Here is a 17000-nt window from a genome sequence, read left to right as displayed (position 1 = left end):
TACTAACATATAATTAGTACTTAATATATATTAAGTAGAGGCGGGAGCCTCTACTTTTTTAGGGGGAAGGGACGCTGACGCTAGGGATCAAAAAATCCTGCGGATTTTTTAATCCCGTCCCTTCCCCCTAAAACCCCCAACCCTTATATAAATATACATTTAAATATTAGTGATGTTTCGTTCAATGACAAATCAAATTGTCATTGAACAATAAAAACTCTAATAAATAAGGCAGATATGCTACTATTAAACATATCTCTATTTTTTCTTATTTTTGTAATTTGAGTATAATATATTATTGGGGAAATTATTCATATAAAAATTATAATCATATTTGTAGTTGAAATTATAAAGCTCTTGATGATATATTTCTTTTTCGATATCTTTCATGTTTTCAAAAATATCATAGACTTTTTTATCATTTTTTTTAATTCTAATCTTCTCCCTAATTTTTCCCTTTTCCATATCTACTTGCAAGATTCTTTCCGACTCATTTTTACAATCCATACTAAATTTGATTTTATCTCTATGATATTTATAGCTATAAATTATCTCAGTTGCGTTAACTTGTAAAGAATCTGCTGTAAGAAGTTTTTTTAATGAATTTTCATCAACTTCATAAAAATTTTTATAATTGTACTTTTGAGAATTTTCTTTTATATATTCTTCTAGCAAATTTTTAATACAAATATTACCATCATCTTCTTTTAAGAAATTGTAAAATAATATAATGTAATACAATCGTATTAGCAAAGGTATTAAATAAGTATTCAAATAATAAATGCCACATCGAAATTTTGATTTCCAATTTAAATCATTAATATTAGATTCATACAGTGTATTAATACTTTGTATATATTTATTTCTACTGAAAACTATTGGTATTGAAACTAGTTCGGATAAAACTAGTAATTTGTTAGCTGAAGATATATTGTATTTATCAGTTCTTTCATATTCCTTGTTATGCTTAATAATATCATCATCTAAACATCTAACTAAGTTGAATAGAAACGAAATATTAAAAAGTCTTTCTATAATAAACACTCTAGTGTATTTATCGAGTGAATTATTAGACCTTACTATAAGTTTCTCAAAATCTTTATAAAATTTAAATAGTTTTTTAAATGTCATACCATTCGAGTTATCAACGTTATAGGGACATTTGCTCCATGTGCTTACAATTTGTGAAAATATTAAAGAGTCTATATGGACAATATAATTATCATAATCTTTTACTTCAATGCCTTCGCAAAAATAATAATGTAAATCAGAATTAGTAAATCCATCCCCGTATACACCATTTGCAATATCTTGTAATAAAATTTCTAGTTTTCTTCTAAATGAATTTTCAAGTTTATCCGCCTCTTTATCTCCAGCTATAAAATGAAAGTAGTCCTCTTCGCATTTTTCAATGTCTTTTTCTTCTAAATCCTGATTTATTATAGATAAATAAATAATAAAAATTGAGTGCGTCTTGATGTCATCAAGTAAAACATCTTTATCTATATTTAAATCATCAATCCATTTAGTATGAATGTAATTTTTACATATTTCTTTAGTTTTTTTCCACATAAAATCTAAACTGTCTGTAGTATTCTCAATATCTTTTCCTGTAAGTTCAGATATTTTATTTTCACCTAGCGCTTCTTCTATATCATCAGGTATTTCTGATAAGGCATCAAGGCCAAACTTTGAGATCATTTCATAAAACAATAAAATCACCAACCTAACATTTTATTATATTAAATATTATTAAATTCGTCAATTTTTTTACAATTAATTTCCATATTAGATTTTCTACTACTTTTTATGGTAAACTTCCGCTAACGGATTAAGGAAGGAGGACAGCAATATTATACTATTATTTCATAAAAAATATAATTTTCTGTGTTTAGAGGTGATTAGTCTGAAAAATGCATTAAAACCTAAAATTTCTAGAAAAAATATAAATATTTTAAATGACGATATGGTTACTGTCAAAAATGTAAAAAGTAAATATGTTAGTGATGGTATAGGTGAAGACTATAAACAATGGAATCCATATGATCCAGTATTCATCAGTGCCCAAACAGGAATGGGAAAGAATACATTTATTGAAAATATACTTATAAACGCTGCTAGCGAAGTAAAAGGAAAAATTCTTATTGTCAGCAATAGAATTGCCAATAGCAGACAACAAAAAGAGAGAATATCAGGTTTAGTTGAATGTGGACAAGAACTAGAATATCTTACACCTAAGGGTTTAGATAATAAAGAAGATTTTAATAATGTTAAAGTGATGACATATCATAGACTAGATTCTTATGTAAATAACATAATAAAATCCAGAGAGCTTAATAATTATTTAATCGTGGTTTTTGATGAGTGTCATTTTTTTATGAGTGATTCTTTATTTAATAATAAGACTGGAAGGATACTAAAAAACAGCTTAAATGTTTTTAAGAACTCGATAAGAATATATATGACAGCAACGGATGATGAAGTTTTACCGATAATAGTTGAAAAAGAAAGGTTATTATACATGAAAACTTTTGAGGCTTTATGCAGTACAAGCTACATTATAAGGCCAAAAGAACTTTTATATTATAATTTTAAAAGAAATTTTGATTATATCAATACTAGGTATTTTAATAGTAAAGATGAAATTTTAGACATAATAAAAAATGATAGGTCTAACAATAAGTGGTTAATATTTGTATCTTCAAAAGATAGCGGAAAATACTTTATAGAGCAACTTGGAGATGCAGCTAATTTTATTACAGCGGAATCTAAGGATTCACAGCAATCTGACGGAAAAGTATATGATGAAATAGTAAAAAAAGAAAGCTTCAGTTGTAAAGTACTAGTTACAACAAGTGTTTTAGATAATGGCGTTAATTTTAAAGACAAGTTACTTAAAAATATAGTCATATTTACACATGATAAAGTAGAGCTTTTACAAATGCTAGGTAGAAAGAGAATTACAAATGATGAAAAAGTTAATCTCTATATTTGCGCAAGAAACAGCTCTTATTTTAACAAAAAATTGCACATAATAAATAGCAAAATTGAAGCAATTTGTTGCTTTAAAAATAATTTTTCATTATTCAAAGAAAAATATTACTATAATGCTGATATAAATCATCATGAACTTGCAAAACAACTATTTTATTATGATGAGAAATTTGGAATACAGCTTAACGAGTTAGCAGAAAAGAAGTTATATAAGGATAAGATATTTATAGAAAGGATGCTAAATGCATTTAATTCTGGGATTAAAGAATCTTTTATTATTGAACAGCTATCTTGGATAAGTTTACAAAAGACCTACAAAATTGAATCATGGTTATCATATATCGACACTAATAAAAGTATAGCTACTTTTTTAAAGTTTTTAGATGATAATTGTGACATTGAGTTAAGACGTGAAGAATTTTATGTCTTTGGCGAAAATTTCAAAGAGCTTGCTAATAGTGCATATGGCAAACAACAGGGCGATCGGTCAGATCGCAATTATAAAGAAACAAAAATGCGAAATATTTTTAAAGCACATAATTTAAATTATGATATAGAAATTAAAAATAATATATACATTTTGAGAAAAATTATATAAAAACAATTATATATTATAGAGGTATATATGGAGTTTTAGAATTAAAATTTAATATATTTAAGTGAAAAGTTTGGAGGTAATTAAAGTGAATTTAAAATTGTACACTGTAAAAGAAGCATCTACTATTTTGAAATGTTCAACTGCATCAATATACGAACTTGTGAGACAAGCTAGAATCAAACCCATAACTAAAATTGGCAAAAAGATATTAATACCATCTTTATCTATAGAAAGCTTTATATTAGATAAACCAATTGAATATTTGATTAGTATACAATCTGATAACTAAAACCAGTTAAAATATTTAGCATGCTGTAAATTAGCATGCTAAATATTTTAGTTGTAACATCACTAAATACTATATTAAGGAGGACTTAAAATGGAAGGTTCAGTCACAAGTAGAAAATTAAAAAATGGTAAAGTAGTATATGATATAGCAATTGATTTACCAAGGAAAGCAGATGGTTCAAGAAACCAACTAAGGAAAAGAGGGTTTAAAACAAAAAAAGAGGCTCAATTATTTATTGCGGATACAATTATGAAAGTAACTAATGGTCATAATTTTTCAGGAGATAAAATTTTATTAAAAAATTATCTGGAAAAGTGGCTTAAAAATGAAGAGTCTTCACTTTCTCCCTCTACACAAAAGCGCTACAGAGAGTTTTGTGTGCATATAAGCAATCATCTCGGACAAGTTCCTATTGGAAAACTAACTGGATTACAAATAAAAGAATTCTATCAGGATCTTGAGAATCCTCAGGAGTATTCAAATTTTCGAAAAGGACTTAGTAGATCAACAATATTAAAAATACATAGGATGCTTCATAAAGCTCTTACTGATGCTGTTCGGGATGGAACTATAGATAGAACAATTATTTCAAATATAAAATATGGACGTGTAGAAAAGACTCAAACAGAAGTCTGGGATAATTTAACTTGTTACTTATTTCTAGAGAAGATAAAAGATGAACTTCTATATCTACCAGTGCTTATTGCTTTTGAAACTGGTTTAAGACAATCAGAAATTACAGGACTTAAATGGGACGATATAAATATTGAGAAAGGATTACTTACAGTAAAACGTAATTATAGCTATGACGACTCAAAGAAGAGTTTAAGCGATAAGAAGACCAAAACTAAGAGTTCTATTAGAACAATTATATTATTTGATAATACAATTAAACATTTAAAGAATCAAAGACAAAAGCAACGTCTTAATAAGATATTGCTTGGTGAATCATATATAGATAGTGGCTATGTTTGTACTAATTCAATAGGTAATCCGATTGATCCCCATTATATAAGTAAGAGATTTGCAAAAGCTATAAAGAAGCATAATTTTAAGAAGATTAGATTTCACGATTTGAGACATTCTCATGCTACCTTATTATTAAAGGAAAATATTCATCCTAAGATAGTAAGTGAGAGATTAGGTCATAGCTCGATATCAATTACACTTGATACTTATACACATGTATCAACAGATATCGAAAGAGCTGCTTTGCTATCTGTTAATAAAAAAATAATCGAATTTATAGAAGAAAAAGAATCAATTTAGATGATTCTTTTTCTTTGTTTTTGCTGATTTTTTGGTGACTGTGACCAAATTGTGACCAAAACTATATTCTTATTTAAAACCTAGTAATTATAGAAAAATAAAAACCAGTAGAACTATTGATTCTACTGGTTTTCTTCTGGCAGGGGCAACAGGACTTGAACCCGTAACCAACGGTTTTGGAGACCGCTACTCTACCAATTGAGCTATACCCCTTCGCAACAATATTTATTATATAGCATTATTTTAAAAAAATCAATAGCTTTTCAAAATTTTTTTATAAAATTATCCAACCACATTAAAGAGCTTGTATCCTATGTTTTTTAGGCTACAAGCTCTCTTATTATAATATCTTAAATCCTGCTTCTTTAACTTTTTCTTCTATTAGACTGCGGTTATCGCTTCTCATTCTTATTACAATTTCTTTTACATCAATAACGCTTTTTGGATCTACAACTACAAAGCTTATAATATCAGCATTATTTTCTGCTAATATTCTTGACAATTTAGAAATTTGTCCTGGTACATCATAAGCAATTACAGCCAATCTGTCTCCTTTATTTAAACCAAATACTTGAGTAAATTGCTCAAACACAGCATGATGGGTTAATATACCCGTAAAATTCCCCATATCATCTACTACAGCTACAAAAGCTATATTCATTATTTCTAAGAAGTGTACAGCCTTCTCTAATTGCTCTTCTGGAGAGATAGTTGGAATGTCGGTTCGCATTACAGATTCTACTGAGAAATCACTTAAAAAGCATTGTTTATCAGCACATTTCTCATAATAATATTCGTATACTCTATCCTTTGATATAGTTCCATAAAACTTTTCATCCTCAGCTACTGGAATAGATAAAAAACCATGCTGATCCATAATCTCTAGGGCCTTCCCCACACTAGCCTTAGGAGTTATAGTAACTAACTTATCTTTAGGCAACATAACATTTTTTACAAGCATTTCATTCACATCCCCCTTAATATAATATTAACTGCAAGTACTAAATAATTATTATAGGCTTATATTACCATTAATATTACATATATTATAACCGAAACACCTGTATAAATTCAAACAATTTATAAAATTTTGTATCATCATATTTTTCAATTATTTTTCCGAGGCAAATTTATTAAAAGCTTCTAAATTCTTATTAAAGAGTTCAACATACCCACCATCGCATTCTTTATATAACTTTATAAGCTTAATGTTGTGTTTGTTAATAATCTCTCTAAAAGCTTGTAATTCATATTCCTCTCCATAGATAATCGCAGTATTTTTATTTTCTTCTAGTTTCTTTATTAGCTTTTCCTTTTCAGTGTTAATATCACCATTATTGTTTATTTTAGTACATTTTAAGCTTGAGTACTTTATGAGATATTCAAAGTCTTCTCCAATATATATATAGTTATAATCTTCAATTTTTTTTAATGTCTCTTTAAATTTACTAGTTAAACTATCTAATTCTTTTACTCTATTTACATAGTTTTGCTCATAGTAATCTCTGTTTTTAGGGTCTCGTTCTTGTATTGAATTTTTTATATTAGATAAAGATACTTTAAATTCATCAGGGCTAAGCCAATAATAAGAATTTTCCTTTATATCCTTTTCATTATACTTTTTAGGCTTAGATAAATATAAAATCTTCGTACCTCTTGAGGCGTTTATAATGCCCACCTTATCTTTTTTAATATTCTCAATAAAATCTGGAGCCCAAGGCTCATAATTAGCTCCAGAATATATGAACAAATCTTTTTTACTCAAATTATTTATGCTGTCTTCAGTATACTCAAAATTCCATTGTTCTTGTTCTTGGCTAAACATATATTCAACCTTATGCTTGTCTGCAGTTATACTTTTCACCATGTTGTAAAGCATTTTATTAGTAGCCATTATATTTAAATACACATCTCTTTCTTTTACCTCATCATCTGTGGCAGTGGTGGTGATCACCTTAAATCTATAATCTATACCAAGAGTAATAAGCATAATTATATTTATAATCAAAATTATATACATTATCCTCTTTTTCAAAATATTCACCTCAAATTTTTATCTTATACAAGTTTAACACTTTGTTATTATTATAGTGCATTTTATAAAAAACATATAAAATTGTTTTAACTACCTATATTATACGTACAAAATGTAGTAAAGTATATATTACATCTATATTATTTACAAAATTAATATTTTAAATTCCTTAAAAAAACATTAAATATTAGATTCCATATGGCATTTATTCTAGCGCTATGGTAAAATAAATCTCAAATTTTTTAATGTGAGGTATATACATGAGTATAGGTTTAAACAGTGTAATTTCTGCCCTTTCAATAGCTATGAATTTATCTCAAACCTCTTCAGAGATTTCTATAATAGAGGATGTATCCAATGTAAACTACCATCAAGAAAAATTTCTTCATCACGCAAAACGTTCCACCTACATAGCCCTAGAAATCTCTAAGGAGCTTAAGCTAAGCGATGAAGTTACAAATACAATATATGTATCCACTATGCTGCACGATATTGGAGCTGCCAATAGCTTGATTAAAAGTCATGTTCATGATTCCTTTATAAAGGAACATTGCACTATAGGCTCTTCTATAATGACTACTTTTCCTTATGATAGAAATATAAGCGAAATAATACTATACCATCATGAAAATTGGAATGGTACCGGTCCTATGAATAGGAAACAGAATTTTATTCCTGTTGAAAGTCAAATCATAAGGATATCAGATTTAATTGATCTTAAATTTGACGAAAATTTACCTTCTTATAAGCAAAAAAATAAAATAATTCACTGGGTAAAAAGTAAATCCGAAATTATCTTTTCAAAGCCATTAGTAAATGCTTTTCTGAAGGTAGCTTCTAAAGATATTTTTTGGTTTAACTTAGAAAATATAACTTCAATAAATTATATAGCCACTTCAAATACACCTAAATTAGATAAAAATATATCCTTAGAAGAGTTTAAGGATATCGCTTATATATTCTCGGATATAGTAGATAATACTAGTAAATTCACTGCAAGACACTCTAGAGATATTGCAGAGCTATCTTTTAAGGTATCTAAATTTTTAGGATATGATGAAGAAAAATGTTTAAAAATGAAGATCTCTGGTCTACTTCACGATATTGGAAAGCTTGCAATCCCTAATAGTATTTTAGATAAGCAAGGAGCTCTAACCACAGAGGAGTTTTCTATTATAAAATCACATGCTTACTATACAAAAATCATATTGGATAACATAGAGAATATTCCTGATATAAGCGAATGGGCTTCTAATCATCACGAGAAGCTTAATGGAGCTGGTTATCCACAATTGCTTGATAAAAATCAAATATCTGAAGAATCAAGAATACTCTGCGTTTGCGATATCTATCAAGCTCTGACAGAGCATAGGCCATATAGGGATGGTTTAAAATCAAAGGAGGCATATAAAATACTAGATGACATGAGTGATGAAGGATTACTCTGTAAAAAAGCTGTTAATAATCTTAAAATGACTCTTTGTGACAAAGAAATATATTCATAATTGCAGGCTTCCTATTGAGGCATAAAAAGAAAAGCAACTAGTTAATTTCAGTTATTTTTCTTTATAGCCTAAGGTTGCCTTTTCTTTTTATGAATTTTAGGATAGAATATTTATTAGACTTAAAGGATATTGTTTGGAGGTGAAATTATTGGCTTTGGCCCTCTGAAGCCAGTATATATATGAAATATATAGTTAAAAGCGTAGAAGAAACCATGGCTATAGGCATTAAGCTTGGAAGTCTTTGTAATGCCGGTGATATAATCTGCTTGACGGGAGACTTAGGTACAGGCAAAACACATATGACTAAAGGAATTGCTCAGGGAATTGGCGTTAAAGACCATATTACCAGTCCTACTTTTACTATAGTTAATGAATATCACAGCGGAAGATTAAAATTATATCATTTTGATGTATATAGAGTGAATGACCCGGACGAAATATATGCTATAGGCTTTGACGAATATATCTTCAGTGATGGAGTAAGCATCATTGAATGGTCTAATTATATAGAAGAGCTTATACCTGAAGAACATATTAGCATTAATATAGAAAAGCTAAATGATATGGGTGAATCCTATAGAGCCATAACCATTAATGGATATGGCCAAAGATATGACTATATAAAGGAGATTGCAATATGAGAGTTCTTAGTTTAGATTCTGCCTCTGAAACTGCTACAGTGGCAGTGTTAGAAGACAGTAGAGTTTTAGGTGAAATTAATTTTAATTATAAAAAACAGCATTCAGTACTTATAATGGATATGATAGATTCCTTGTTAAATTCCTTAGATTTAGATATATCTCAAATTGATGGCTTTGTGGTTTCTAAAGGCCCAGGGTCTTTTACTGGCTTAAGGATTGGTATGGCTACTATTAAGGGGTTAAGCCTTGGCAGTGATAAGCCTTTTGTATCAGTGTCTTCTTTAGATGCCTTAGCAAATAATCTCTATGGAGTTGAGGGAGTAATTTGTCCAATTATGGATGCCTTAAGAGGTAATGTTTACACTAGAATATATAAAAGTTCTGGAGATAATATAGCACCTTTAACGGATTTCATTACAATTTCTTTAGATGAATTATGCGCTAGGCTTTCTGAATATAATTGTAACCTATATTTTATAGGAGATGGAACAGAAAAACATAGAGAATTTATAGCTAATGCTCTTAAAAGCTCTCATTTTGCACCGCCTCACTTAAACTTTATAAGAGCTGCTTCTCTTGGAGATCTTGGCTCTAAAATGATAAAAGAAGGTAAAATAGATAATCTAAATACCTCTGCTCCTATATATTTGAGAAAACCTCAAGCTGAGAGAGAATATAATAAAAAGATGGGGATTATAGATAATGAATGATTTAGTTTTGCTTACTATGGAAAAGCATCACCTACAAGCAGTTTTGGCAATAAGTGCTTTAAGCTTCCCTATTCCTTGGAGTATGACTTCCTTTGAAAAAGAATTAGAGAATAACTTTGCTAGATATATAGTAGCTTCAATAGATGGAAATGTAGTAGGCTATGGCGGTATGTGGCTTATAATAGATGAAGCACATATAACTAATATTGCAGTTCATCCTGAGTATAGAGGCTTGGGGATTGGAAATGCTATATTAAACTCTATGATAGACATATGTAAAAGAGAAAAGGCTTTTTCTATGAGCTTAGAAGTGAGAGTGTCGAACTTAGTAGCTCAAAATCTTTACAGTAAATTCAGCTTTAAGAAACAAGGAATACGAAAAAAATATTATGAAGATAATGGAGAAGACGCCCTTTTGATGTGCAAAACAGATTTATAATAGTCCATTAAATTATAAAGAGCTTATAACTTATTGCTGAGTTATAAGCTCCTTTTGCTAATTACATATGTTTTTTAGCAAAGCTTTGTTTTGACATAAATGCCTCCTTATGAATAATAGGAGAAACACTTTTATATATTCCAAGAGTAACTATAGAAACTACAAACCCTTTTAAAATATTAAAAGGAACTATAGATAATATTACAAGGCTTGATAAATCCTTTATATTGCTATTTATTTTACTTCCCATACCTACTATAGCACTTACTGGCGCCCCAAAAGCCTTAGCATATACTGGCACTAGCACAAAGTAGTTTAAAAGTCCTGCCACTAAGGACATTACTATAGTACCAGAAATCAATCCTATTATAGCATTTTTTCTAGTTTTATTTATATTATATATTAATGCTGATGTAGAAACTAAGAGTCCGCCTATAAAAAAGTTGGCTATTTCTCCTACTAGTGCAGTTTGAGTTCCTTTGAATACTACAAATAATAAATTCTTGAAAAATTCTATTATTATGCCTTCAACAGGTCCAAAGGCAAAGGCTCCAATCAGAGCTGGCAAGTCACTTAAATCTATCTTTAAAAAAGATGGAAAAATAGGCACTTGAATCTCAAATAACATAAGCAAAAATGCCATAGCAGCTAATAGAGCTAATTTAATTTGTTTGTTTAGATTTAACTTTGAAGTTTTCATTTAAATACCCTCCTTAAAACTTATATCCCCAAGGGTATTGGTGTTAAAAAATATAAAAGCCCTGACAAAAAGTCAGGGCATCTTAAACAATCCTTTAACACTTTACCTTCTTTCATCCAGACTATACTGTCGGCCTCGGAGTTTCACCGAATCATGCACTAGGCTCGCGGGCTATACCGCCGGTAGGGATTTACACCCTGCCCTGAAGGATACTATTTATTTTTCATCTTTATTATACAATAATGTTATAAAAATAACAATACTTTTTAAATACATAAATTAATTTTATTTTTTCATGGTAAGAGAAATTCTTTTTCTTTTCTCATCTACTTCTAAAACTCTTACTTCAATCACATCTCCCACCTTAACTATATCTAGAGGATGTTTTACAAACCTATCTGACATCTGACTTTTGTGTACAAGACCATCTTGATGGACCCCAATATCTACAAAGGCTCCAAAGTCAGAAACATTTCTTACAGTACCCATTAAGGCCATGCCGGGTTTTAGTTGAGTTATATCTATTACTCCAGTTTTAAAAATGGGCTTAGGTAACTCTTCTCTAGGGTCTCTTCCAGGTTTCTTTAACTCTTTTATTATATCTCTTAAGGTTGGCACCCCTATGCTTAATTCCTCTGAAAGCTTCTCTATGCCCTTAGTTTTAATCAATTCTTCAATGTCTCCAAGCTTACCTTTCTTTAAATCTTCTTCCTTATATCCTAGCAGCTTCATTAAAGCTTTAGTAGCCTCATAGGACTCAGGATGCACTGCTGTATTATCCAAAGGCTCCTTGCTTTCCATTACCCTCAAAAATCCCGCACACTGCTCATAAGCCTTTTGACCTAATCTTTTTACCTTTAATAATTCTTTTCTACTCTTAAACTTTCCATTTTCTTCTCTATAAGCTACAATATTTTGAGCTATAGAAGCATTAATTCCAGATATGTAAGATAACAAGGATGGTGTAGCAATATTTAAATCTACCCCTACATTGTTTACACAGTCTTCCACTACTCCTTTTAAAGACTCGTCTAATTTCTTTGGTGTTACATCATGCTGGTACTGTCCTACTCCTATAGACTTAGGATCTATTTTAACCAATTCCGCCAATGGATCTTGAAGCCTTCTTCCAATGGAAATAGCTCCTCTTATGGTTACATCTAAATCTGGATATTCCTTTGCAGCTAATTCAGAAGCAGAATACACGGAAGCACCAGCCTCTGATACTATAACATAGAATAATTCTCTTCCTGTTTCCTCTTTAATCTCCTTAAGCATTTGAGCTATTACTTCCTCGGATTCTCTGCTAGCAGTACCGTTTCCTAAAGATATTACCTCTACATTGTATTTATATATAAGTTTTTTCAGTGTATTAATAGCACCCTTAACATCATTTTGTGGAGCTGTAGGATATATGGTAGCTTTCTCTAAATATTTTCCTGTATCATCTAATACCGATACCTTACAACCAGTTCTAAAGCCTGGGTCAAAGCCCATAACTACTTTACCTTTAATAGGGGCTTGCATTAAAAGAGCCTTTAGATTTGCCTTAAATATATCAATAGCGCCATTCTCACCCTTGTCAGTGAGTTCAGCTCGTATTTCTCTTTCGATAGATGGATATATAAGTCTCTTAAGAGAATCCTTTACGCTTTCTTCAATATAGCTATCTGTGGCTTTATTTTCCTTTAATAAGTTTCTATTTAAATAGTCTATTATTTTACTTTCCTCACAGACCACTTTTACAGATAATATCTTTTCTTTTTCTCCTCTGTTTATTGCTAATATTCTATGAGAAGGTATGGTTTTAACTGCTTCCCTATAATCATAATACATCTCATAGGGCGTTGGTTCCTCACTACCACCCTTTGTCTCTACAAATCCTTCTTTCTGCACATAGTTCCTTAACCATTTTCTATAGTCAGCATTGTCTGAGATTATCTCACTTATAATATCCATAGCACCCTGCAATGCCTCTTCTTCATTAGCCACAGCTTTTTCTTCATTAATGAAGGTTTTTGCATGCTCCTTTATATCTTTTTTATAAGTTCCTTTAAGTATAACCTCAGCTAAAGGTCGTAATCCTTTTTCTTCTGCAATGATTGCCCTGGTTCTCTTTTTAGGCTTAAAGGGTCTATATATATCTTCTATCTCTGTTAAAGTTTCGCATTTATTGATACTTATTTTTATTTCTTCAGTTAATTTACCTTGCTCTTCAATCAATCTTATGACATCTGCTTTTCTATCTTCTAAATTTCTTAAATACACTAATCTTTCTGCAAATTTTCTAAGAACTTCATCATCTAACCCACCAGTTCTTTCTTTTCTATACCTAGCGATAAAAGGAACAGTATTTCCTTCATCTAATAATTGTATTACATTTAAAACTTGCTCCATGGTTATATTAAGCTCCATGGATAAACGCTGCTCTATATTTCTCATGGGTTCCTCCTCGTAAACAAAAACTTCTTTAATTCACAAATATTATTATATCATTATCTTTCCTCAGGAACTAATATTTTAATAATAATTTCATTTTTTCAAAAAATATTGACGCTTATTATATTCTGTTAATATCTTTAATTTTTACATCATATATTTCTTTATAAAGCATATTGAAAAATAAGATTTAGGAGTTTATTATGAAAAAACATATTTTATATTTCATATTAAGTCTACAATTATTATTGTTATCTCTTTCCTTTAATTGTCTATGGAACAAGTCAAACTTCTCTTTAAAAAATGTTTTAAATAACATAGCTTATTTATCTTCCGATAATATGAAGGGGAGGCTCACTGGCACTTATGAAAACTTATTAGCTGGGGAATATGTAAAAAAGAATTTTATAAAAAATGGATTAAAAGAATTTAATGGTACCTACTATCATAGTTTTCTAACAAAATACCCGAAAAAGATAGGTGAAGATCCTAAACTTGTAGTTAAAGACTCTAGAGGAAATATCGAAAAAGAGTATCAATATACACAGGACTATAAGGAAGACATGATAAATTTTAAATCTAATGAAGTAACCTTTAATAAGAAAAACGGATTATATATTGATAACAGTTCCCTTCAAATTAGAGTTGGAGATAAATTTTATTTGTTCTATGTACCTCTTAAGGATGATTTAAATTTTCGCAGCTCCTTTATATATGAATCAACCTTCCATATGTACGTAATGATAAAAGAAAGAGTGCTATCAGAAATAAAGGAATATATAAATCAAGGATATACTATAAGCTGTTATATACCCTTTGTTATAGAAGATACAAAGGCCCATAATATTGTAGGAAAGATAAAAGGCCTTAACTCATCTCTACCTCCTTTAATTATATCCTCTCATTTTGATCACATTGGTAGCGATTTAAAAGGAAAGATATATAATGGTGCTCTTGACAATGCCTCGGGCATTAGCTTTTTAATGGAATTGTCTAAATATGTTAACTCTTTAGGAAAACCAAATAGAGATATTATCTTCATCGGTTTTAATGCAGAAGAATTTGGCTGCTTAGGCTCTAAAGCCTTTGCAGAAGATTATAAGGATTACCTTAAAAACTCCTTAATACTAAATTTTGATATGATAGGCAGTGATAAGGGAATTCCCTTATCAATAATGGGTGCAAAAGATGATACCCTAGACACTAACCTTATAAAAGCCTCCGCTGAAGAGTGTATTAATAAGAAAGTAAATTATAGTGTTCTATTTGAGGATGCTAGCGATCATGAATATTTTAGAAAATTAGGTATAGAAGCTATTACCTATTGTGATAGTGATATGAGTAGAATTCATACTCCAGAGGATAGAGTTGAATATATTAGTCCCTCCGCCATAGATAGGTGCTTTAATATCGCTTCTAGCCAAATAATTAAAAATTCTTTTACAAATCCTCACATTATCATATACTCCAAAGAAATATTTTTTATTTCTGCTTTACTTACCGCACTCCTATTAATAAAAAGTGCTTTATATCCTCAAAAATAATTAATGCATCAGTAAGCCTTGAATTAAGGCTTTTACTGATGCATTATATTTAACCTTATCTTTGAACTCTTCCAGAACCATCCCCTTGAGCTAAAGTAGTTACCTCCTCTAGGGAAACCAGATTAAAATCTCCTTCAATAGAGTGCTTTAAGCAAGATGCTGCCACTGCAAACTCTAAAGACTCTTGTGAACCCATTCCTGAAGTCAGCCCATATATTAATCCAGCTCCAAAGGAATCTCCCCCTCCTACTCTATCTACGATTTGGATATCATATTTCTTAGAAGTAAAGAAATCTTTCCCATCATATAACATTCCAGACCATCCATTATGAGAGGCGGAGAAGCTTTCTCTTAAAGTAATTGCCACATACTGCAAATTAAATCTATTTAGGAGCTGTTCCGCTACCTTTTTGTAACCTTCTTCATTTAAGCTACCATTAGTTATATCTGTTTCCTCTGCTTTTATTCCAAATACCTTTTCTGCATCTTCCTCATTAGCTATAATTACATCGCAGTATTTAACTATTTCCCCCATAACTCTTCCGGCCTTTTCTGTAGACCATAATTTTTTTCTGTAATTTAAGTCCACACTAATCTTTACACCTAACTCCTTAGCTGCTTTTACTGCCTCTAGAGTTATTTCTGCACAGGTATCGGAAAGAGCTGGAGTTATACCTGTAAAATGGAACCACTCTGCATCTTTAAAGATATCTTTCCAGTTAAAATCTTCAGATTTAGCTTCTGAAATAGAAGAACGAGCTCTATCGTATATTACCTTAGAAGGTCTCTGAGAGGCACCTTTTTCACAATAGTATATACCTAATCTTTCTCCTCCTCTTACTATATAATCAGTGCTAACACCAAATCTTCTTAATTCATTTAAGGCACATTGACCTATTTCATGCTTTGGCAGTTTTGTTACAAAATAAACTTCTTTTCCATAGTTAGCGAGAGAAACAGCTACATTAGCCTCTCCTCCTCCATATACTGCAGAAAATTCTTTAGCTTGTACAAATCTATCATAGCCTTGCGGTGCAAGTCTTAACATTATTTCTCCAAAGGTTATTATCTTTCCCATAGTACTTCCTCCATTTTAAATACTTATTTTTTTCTAGCTTCCTTTACAGCTTCTACGAACTTTTTTGCTGTTTCTGTAACCAAATGATAATCTCCAGTTTTAGCACCTTTGGTTAAATCTCCTCCAGTACCAACCGCTACAGCTCCTGCCTTTATCCATTCTTTAATATTTTCTAGGTTAACTCCCCCTGTAGGCATAAAGTTTCCTTGAGGTAATGGACCTTTAAAAGCGCTGATAATAGAAGGGCCAAAGGCATTACCTGGGAACACCTTTAAAATCTCCGCACCATACTCTAAGGCTTTTACAGCCTCATTTACAGTCATAATTCCTGGCATAATAGCTACTCTATAACGATTACACAACTTTACAGTTTCTTCATTAAAACTAGGACTTACTATGTAATTTGCTCCAGCTAATATGCAAGCCCTGGCGGTTTCTGGATCTAACACCGTACCAGCTCCTATGCTTAAATCCTCATCCTTATACCTTTCAGATAGTTCTTTTATTATATCTACTGCTCCAGGTACAGTCATAGTTATTTCAATATTTTTAATTCCTCCAGCCTTTACTGCATCTACAATCTTTATACCTTGCTCTTTTGATTCCGCCCTAATCACTGCTACTAAACCTTCATTGATTATAGTTTGTATAACCTTTAATCTTTTCATAGCAATCTCTCCTTAAATTTAAAAAATTCTTATAAAAAAATAATAGCATTTTATAAAAATGCTATTCATGGACTTTTGTTTATTTTTATAG

15 protein-coding genes, 1 tRNA gene and 1 riboswitch are annotated in these 17000 nt (G+C 30.3%); of the genes, 8 read left to right on the top strand and 8 right to left on the bottom strand.

From position 1 onward, the window contains the following. Window positions 1–258: 258 nt before the first annotated feature. The gene (locus tag BN2665_RS23020; protein WP_055669430.1) at window positions 259–1713 is read right to left on the bottom strand and encodes a hypothetical protein; all 1455 of its coding nucleotides are present in this window, start codon (window positions 1711–1713) and stop codon (window positions 259–261) included. Between the two features lie 184 nt (window positions 1714–1897). Here BN2665_RS23020 and BN2665_RS23015 point away from each other — a divergent pair, with 184 nt between their 5' ends. From BN2665_RS23015 to BN2665_RS23005, 3 genes are all read left to right on the top strand, one after another. Next, entirely contained in the window at window positions 1898–3592 is a 1695-nt protein-coding gene (locus tag BN2665_RS23015) for a DEAD/DEAH box helicase family protein (RefSeq protein WP_055669429.1), read from the top strand. 85 nt (window positions 3593–3677) lie between these two features. Beyond that, window positions 3678–3881, top strand: coding sequence for a helix-turn-helix domain-containing protein (locus BN2665_RS23010; protein ID WP_055669428.1), 204 nt, complete (start codon window positions 3678–3680; stop codon window positions 3879–3881). A gap of 90 nt (window positions 3882–3971) precedes the next feature. Then, entirely contained in the window at window positions 3972–5150 is a 1179-nt protein-coding gene (locus BN2665_RS23005; RefSeq protein WP_055669427.1) for a tyrosine-type recombinase/integrase, read from the top strand. A 137-nt stretch (window positions 5151–5287) separates the two neighbouring features. Here BN2665_RS23005 and BN2665_RS23000 read toward each other — a convergent pair. From BN2665_RS23000 to BN2665_RS22990, 3 genes are all read right to left on the bottom strand, one after another. Next, window positions 5288–5363, bottom strand: a tRNA-Trp gene (locus BN2665_RS23000). 127 nt (window positions 5364–5490) lie between these two features. Beyond that, window positions 5491–6111 (bottom strand): CBS domain-containing protein, encoded by a 621-nt coding sequence (locus BN2665_RS22995; RefSeq protein WP_055669426.1) that lies wholly within the window; start codon window positions 6109–6111, stop codon window positions 5491–5493. Between the two features lie 150 nt (window positions 6112–6261). Continuing rightward, the gene (locus BN2665_RS22990) at window positions 6262–7185 is read right to left on the bottom strand and encodes a metal ABC transporter substrate-binding protein (protein ID WP_154675010.1); all 924 of its coding nucleotides are present in this window, start codon (window positions 7183–7185) and stop codon (window positions 6262–6264) included. Window positions 7186–7445: 260 nt separating this feature from the next. Here BN2665_RS22990 and BN2665_RS22985 point away from each other — a divergent pair, with 260 nt between their 5' ends. The 4 genes from BN2665_RS22985 to rimI all read left to right on the top strand — a co-directional run bounded on the left by BN2665_RS22985 (window position 7446) and on the right by rimI (window position 10480). Then, window positions 7446–8690, top strand: a complete 1245-nt coding sequence (locus BN2665_RS22985) for an HD-GYP domain-containing protein (RefSeq protein WP_055669424.1) — start codon at window positions 7446–7448, stop codon at window positions 8688–8690. A 179-nt stretch (window positions 8691–8869) separates the two neighbouring features. Further along, window positions 8870–9331, top strand: a complete 462-nt coding sequence (gene tsaE / locus BN2665_RS22980; protein ID WP_055669423.1) for a tRNA (adenosine(37)-N6)-threonylcarbamoyltransferase complex ATPase subunit type 1 TsaE — start codon at window positions 8870–8872, stop codon at window positions 9329–9331. Beyond that, window positions 9328–10041 carry a tRNA (adenosine(37)-N6)-threonylcarbamoyltransferase complex dimerization subunit type 1 TsaB gene (tsaB, locus tag BN2665_RS22975; protein WP_055669422.1) on the top strand — a complete coding sequence of 238 codons (714 nt, stop codon included), beginning with the start codon at window positions 9328–9330 and terminating at the stop codon, window positions 10039–10041. The genes tsaE and tsaB overlap by 4 nt, the downstream gene beginning before the upstream one ends. Continuing rightward, window positions 10034–10480: a ribosomal protein S18-alanine N-acetyltransferase gene (gene rimI, locus BN2665_RS22970; RefSeq protein ID WP_055669421.1), complete on the top strand. Its 447-nt coding sequence runs from the start codon at window positions 10034–10036 to the stop codon at window positions 10478–10480. Before tsaB ends, rimI begins: the two co-directional genes overlap by 8 nt. Window positions 10481–10541: 61 nt before the next feature. Here rimI and BN2665_RS22965 read toward each other — a convergent pair whose 3' ends face one another. Then, window positions 10542–11180, bottom strand: coding sequence for an ECF transporter S component (locus tag BN2665_RS22965; RefSeq protein WP_055669420.1), 639 nt, complete (start codon window positions 11178–11180; stop codon window positions 10542–10544). A gap of 100 nt (window positions 11181–11280) precedes the next feature. Next, window positions 11281–11394: riboswitch (FMN riboswitch) on the bottom strand. A 71-nt stretch (window positions 11395–11465) separates the two neighbouring features. After that, complete coding sequence (locus BN2665_RS22960; protein WP_055669419.1) at window positions 11466–13622, bottom strand: Tex family protein; 2157 nt, start codon at window positions 13620–13622, stop codon at window positions 11466–11468. A gap of 200 nt (window positions 13623–13822) precedes the next feature. On the opposite strand from BN2665_RS22960, the gene BN2665_RS22955 reads away from it, so the two are divergent. After that, on the top strand, window positions 13823–15163 hold the full coding sequence (locus tag BN2665_RS22955; RefSeq protein WP_055669418.1) for a M28 family metallopeptidase: 1341 nt from the start codon (window positions 13823–13825) through the stop codon (window positions 15161–15163). A 55-nt stretch (window positions 15164–15218) separates the two neighbouring features. Here BN2665_RS22955 and BN2665_RS22950 read toward each other — a convergent pair whose 3' ends face one another. Next, window positions 15219–16241: a sugar kinase gene (locus BN2665_RS22950; RefSeq protein WP_055669417.1), complete on the bottom strand. Its 1023-nt coding sequence runs from the start codon at window positions 16239–16241 to the stop codon at window positions 15219–15221. 23 nt (window positions 16242–16264) lie between these two features. After that, window positions 16265–16909, bottom strand: a complete 645-nt coding sequence (locus tag BN2665_RS22945) for a bifunctional 4-hydroxy-2-oxoglutarate aldolase/2-dehydro-3-deoxy-phosphogluconate aldolase (RefSeq protein WP_055669416.1) — start codon at window positions 16907–16909, stop codon at window positions 16265–16267. Between the last annotated feature and the right edge of the window lie 91 nt (window positions 16910–17000).

The organism is Desnuesiella massiliensis (genome assembly GCF_001403615.1).
Lineage (GTDB): Bacteria > Bacillota > Clostridia > Clostridiales > Clostridiaceae > Desnuesiella > Desnuesiella massiliensis.
This window is presented reverse-complemented; position numbering and strand designations above follow the sequence as displayed.

Coding starts and splice junctions, on each gene's coding strand:
- BN2665_RS22950 (WP_055669417.1), bottom strand. CDS start 16,241: ATGGGAAAGATAATAACCTTTGGAGAAATAATGTTAAGACTTGCACCG.
- tsaE (WP_055669423.1), top strand. CDS start 8,870: ATGAAATATATAGTTAAAAGCGTAGAAGAAACCATGGCTATAGGCATT.
- rimI (WP_055669421.1), top strand. CDS start 10,034: ATGAATGATTTAGTTTTGCTTACTATGGAAAAGCATCACCTACAAGCA.
- BN2665_RS22945 (WP_055669416.1), bottom strand. CDS start 16,909: ATGAAAAGATTAAAGGTTATACAAACTATAATCAATGAAGGTTTAGTA.
- BN2665_RS22955 (WP_055669418.1), top strand. CDS start 13,823: ATGAAAAAACATATTTTATATTTCATATTAAGTCTACAATTATTATTG.
- BN2665_RS23005 (WP_055669427.1), top strand. CDS start 3,972: ATGGAAGGTTCAGTCACAAGTAGAAAATTAAAAAATGGTAAAGTAGTA.
- BN2665_RS22960 (WP_055669419.1), bottom strand. CDS start 13,622: ATGAGAAATATAGAGCAGCGTTTATCCATGGAGCTTAATATAACCATG.
- tsaB (WP_055669422.1), top strand. CDS start 9,328: ATGAGAGTTCTTAGTTTAGATTCTGCCTCTGAAACTGCTACAGTGGCA.
- BN2665_RS22965 (WP_055669420.1), bottom strand. CDS start 11,180: ATGAAAACTTCAAAGTTAAATCTAAACAAACAAATTAAATTAGCTCTA.
- BN2665_RS22985 (WP_055669424.1), top strand. CDS start 7,446: ATGAGTATAGGTTTAAACAGTGTAATTTCTGCCCTTTCAATAGCTATG.
- BN2665_RS22995 (WP_055669426.1), bottom strand. CDS start 6,111: ATGCTTGTAAAAAATGTTATGTTGCCTAAAGATAAGTTAGTTACTATA.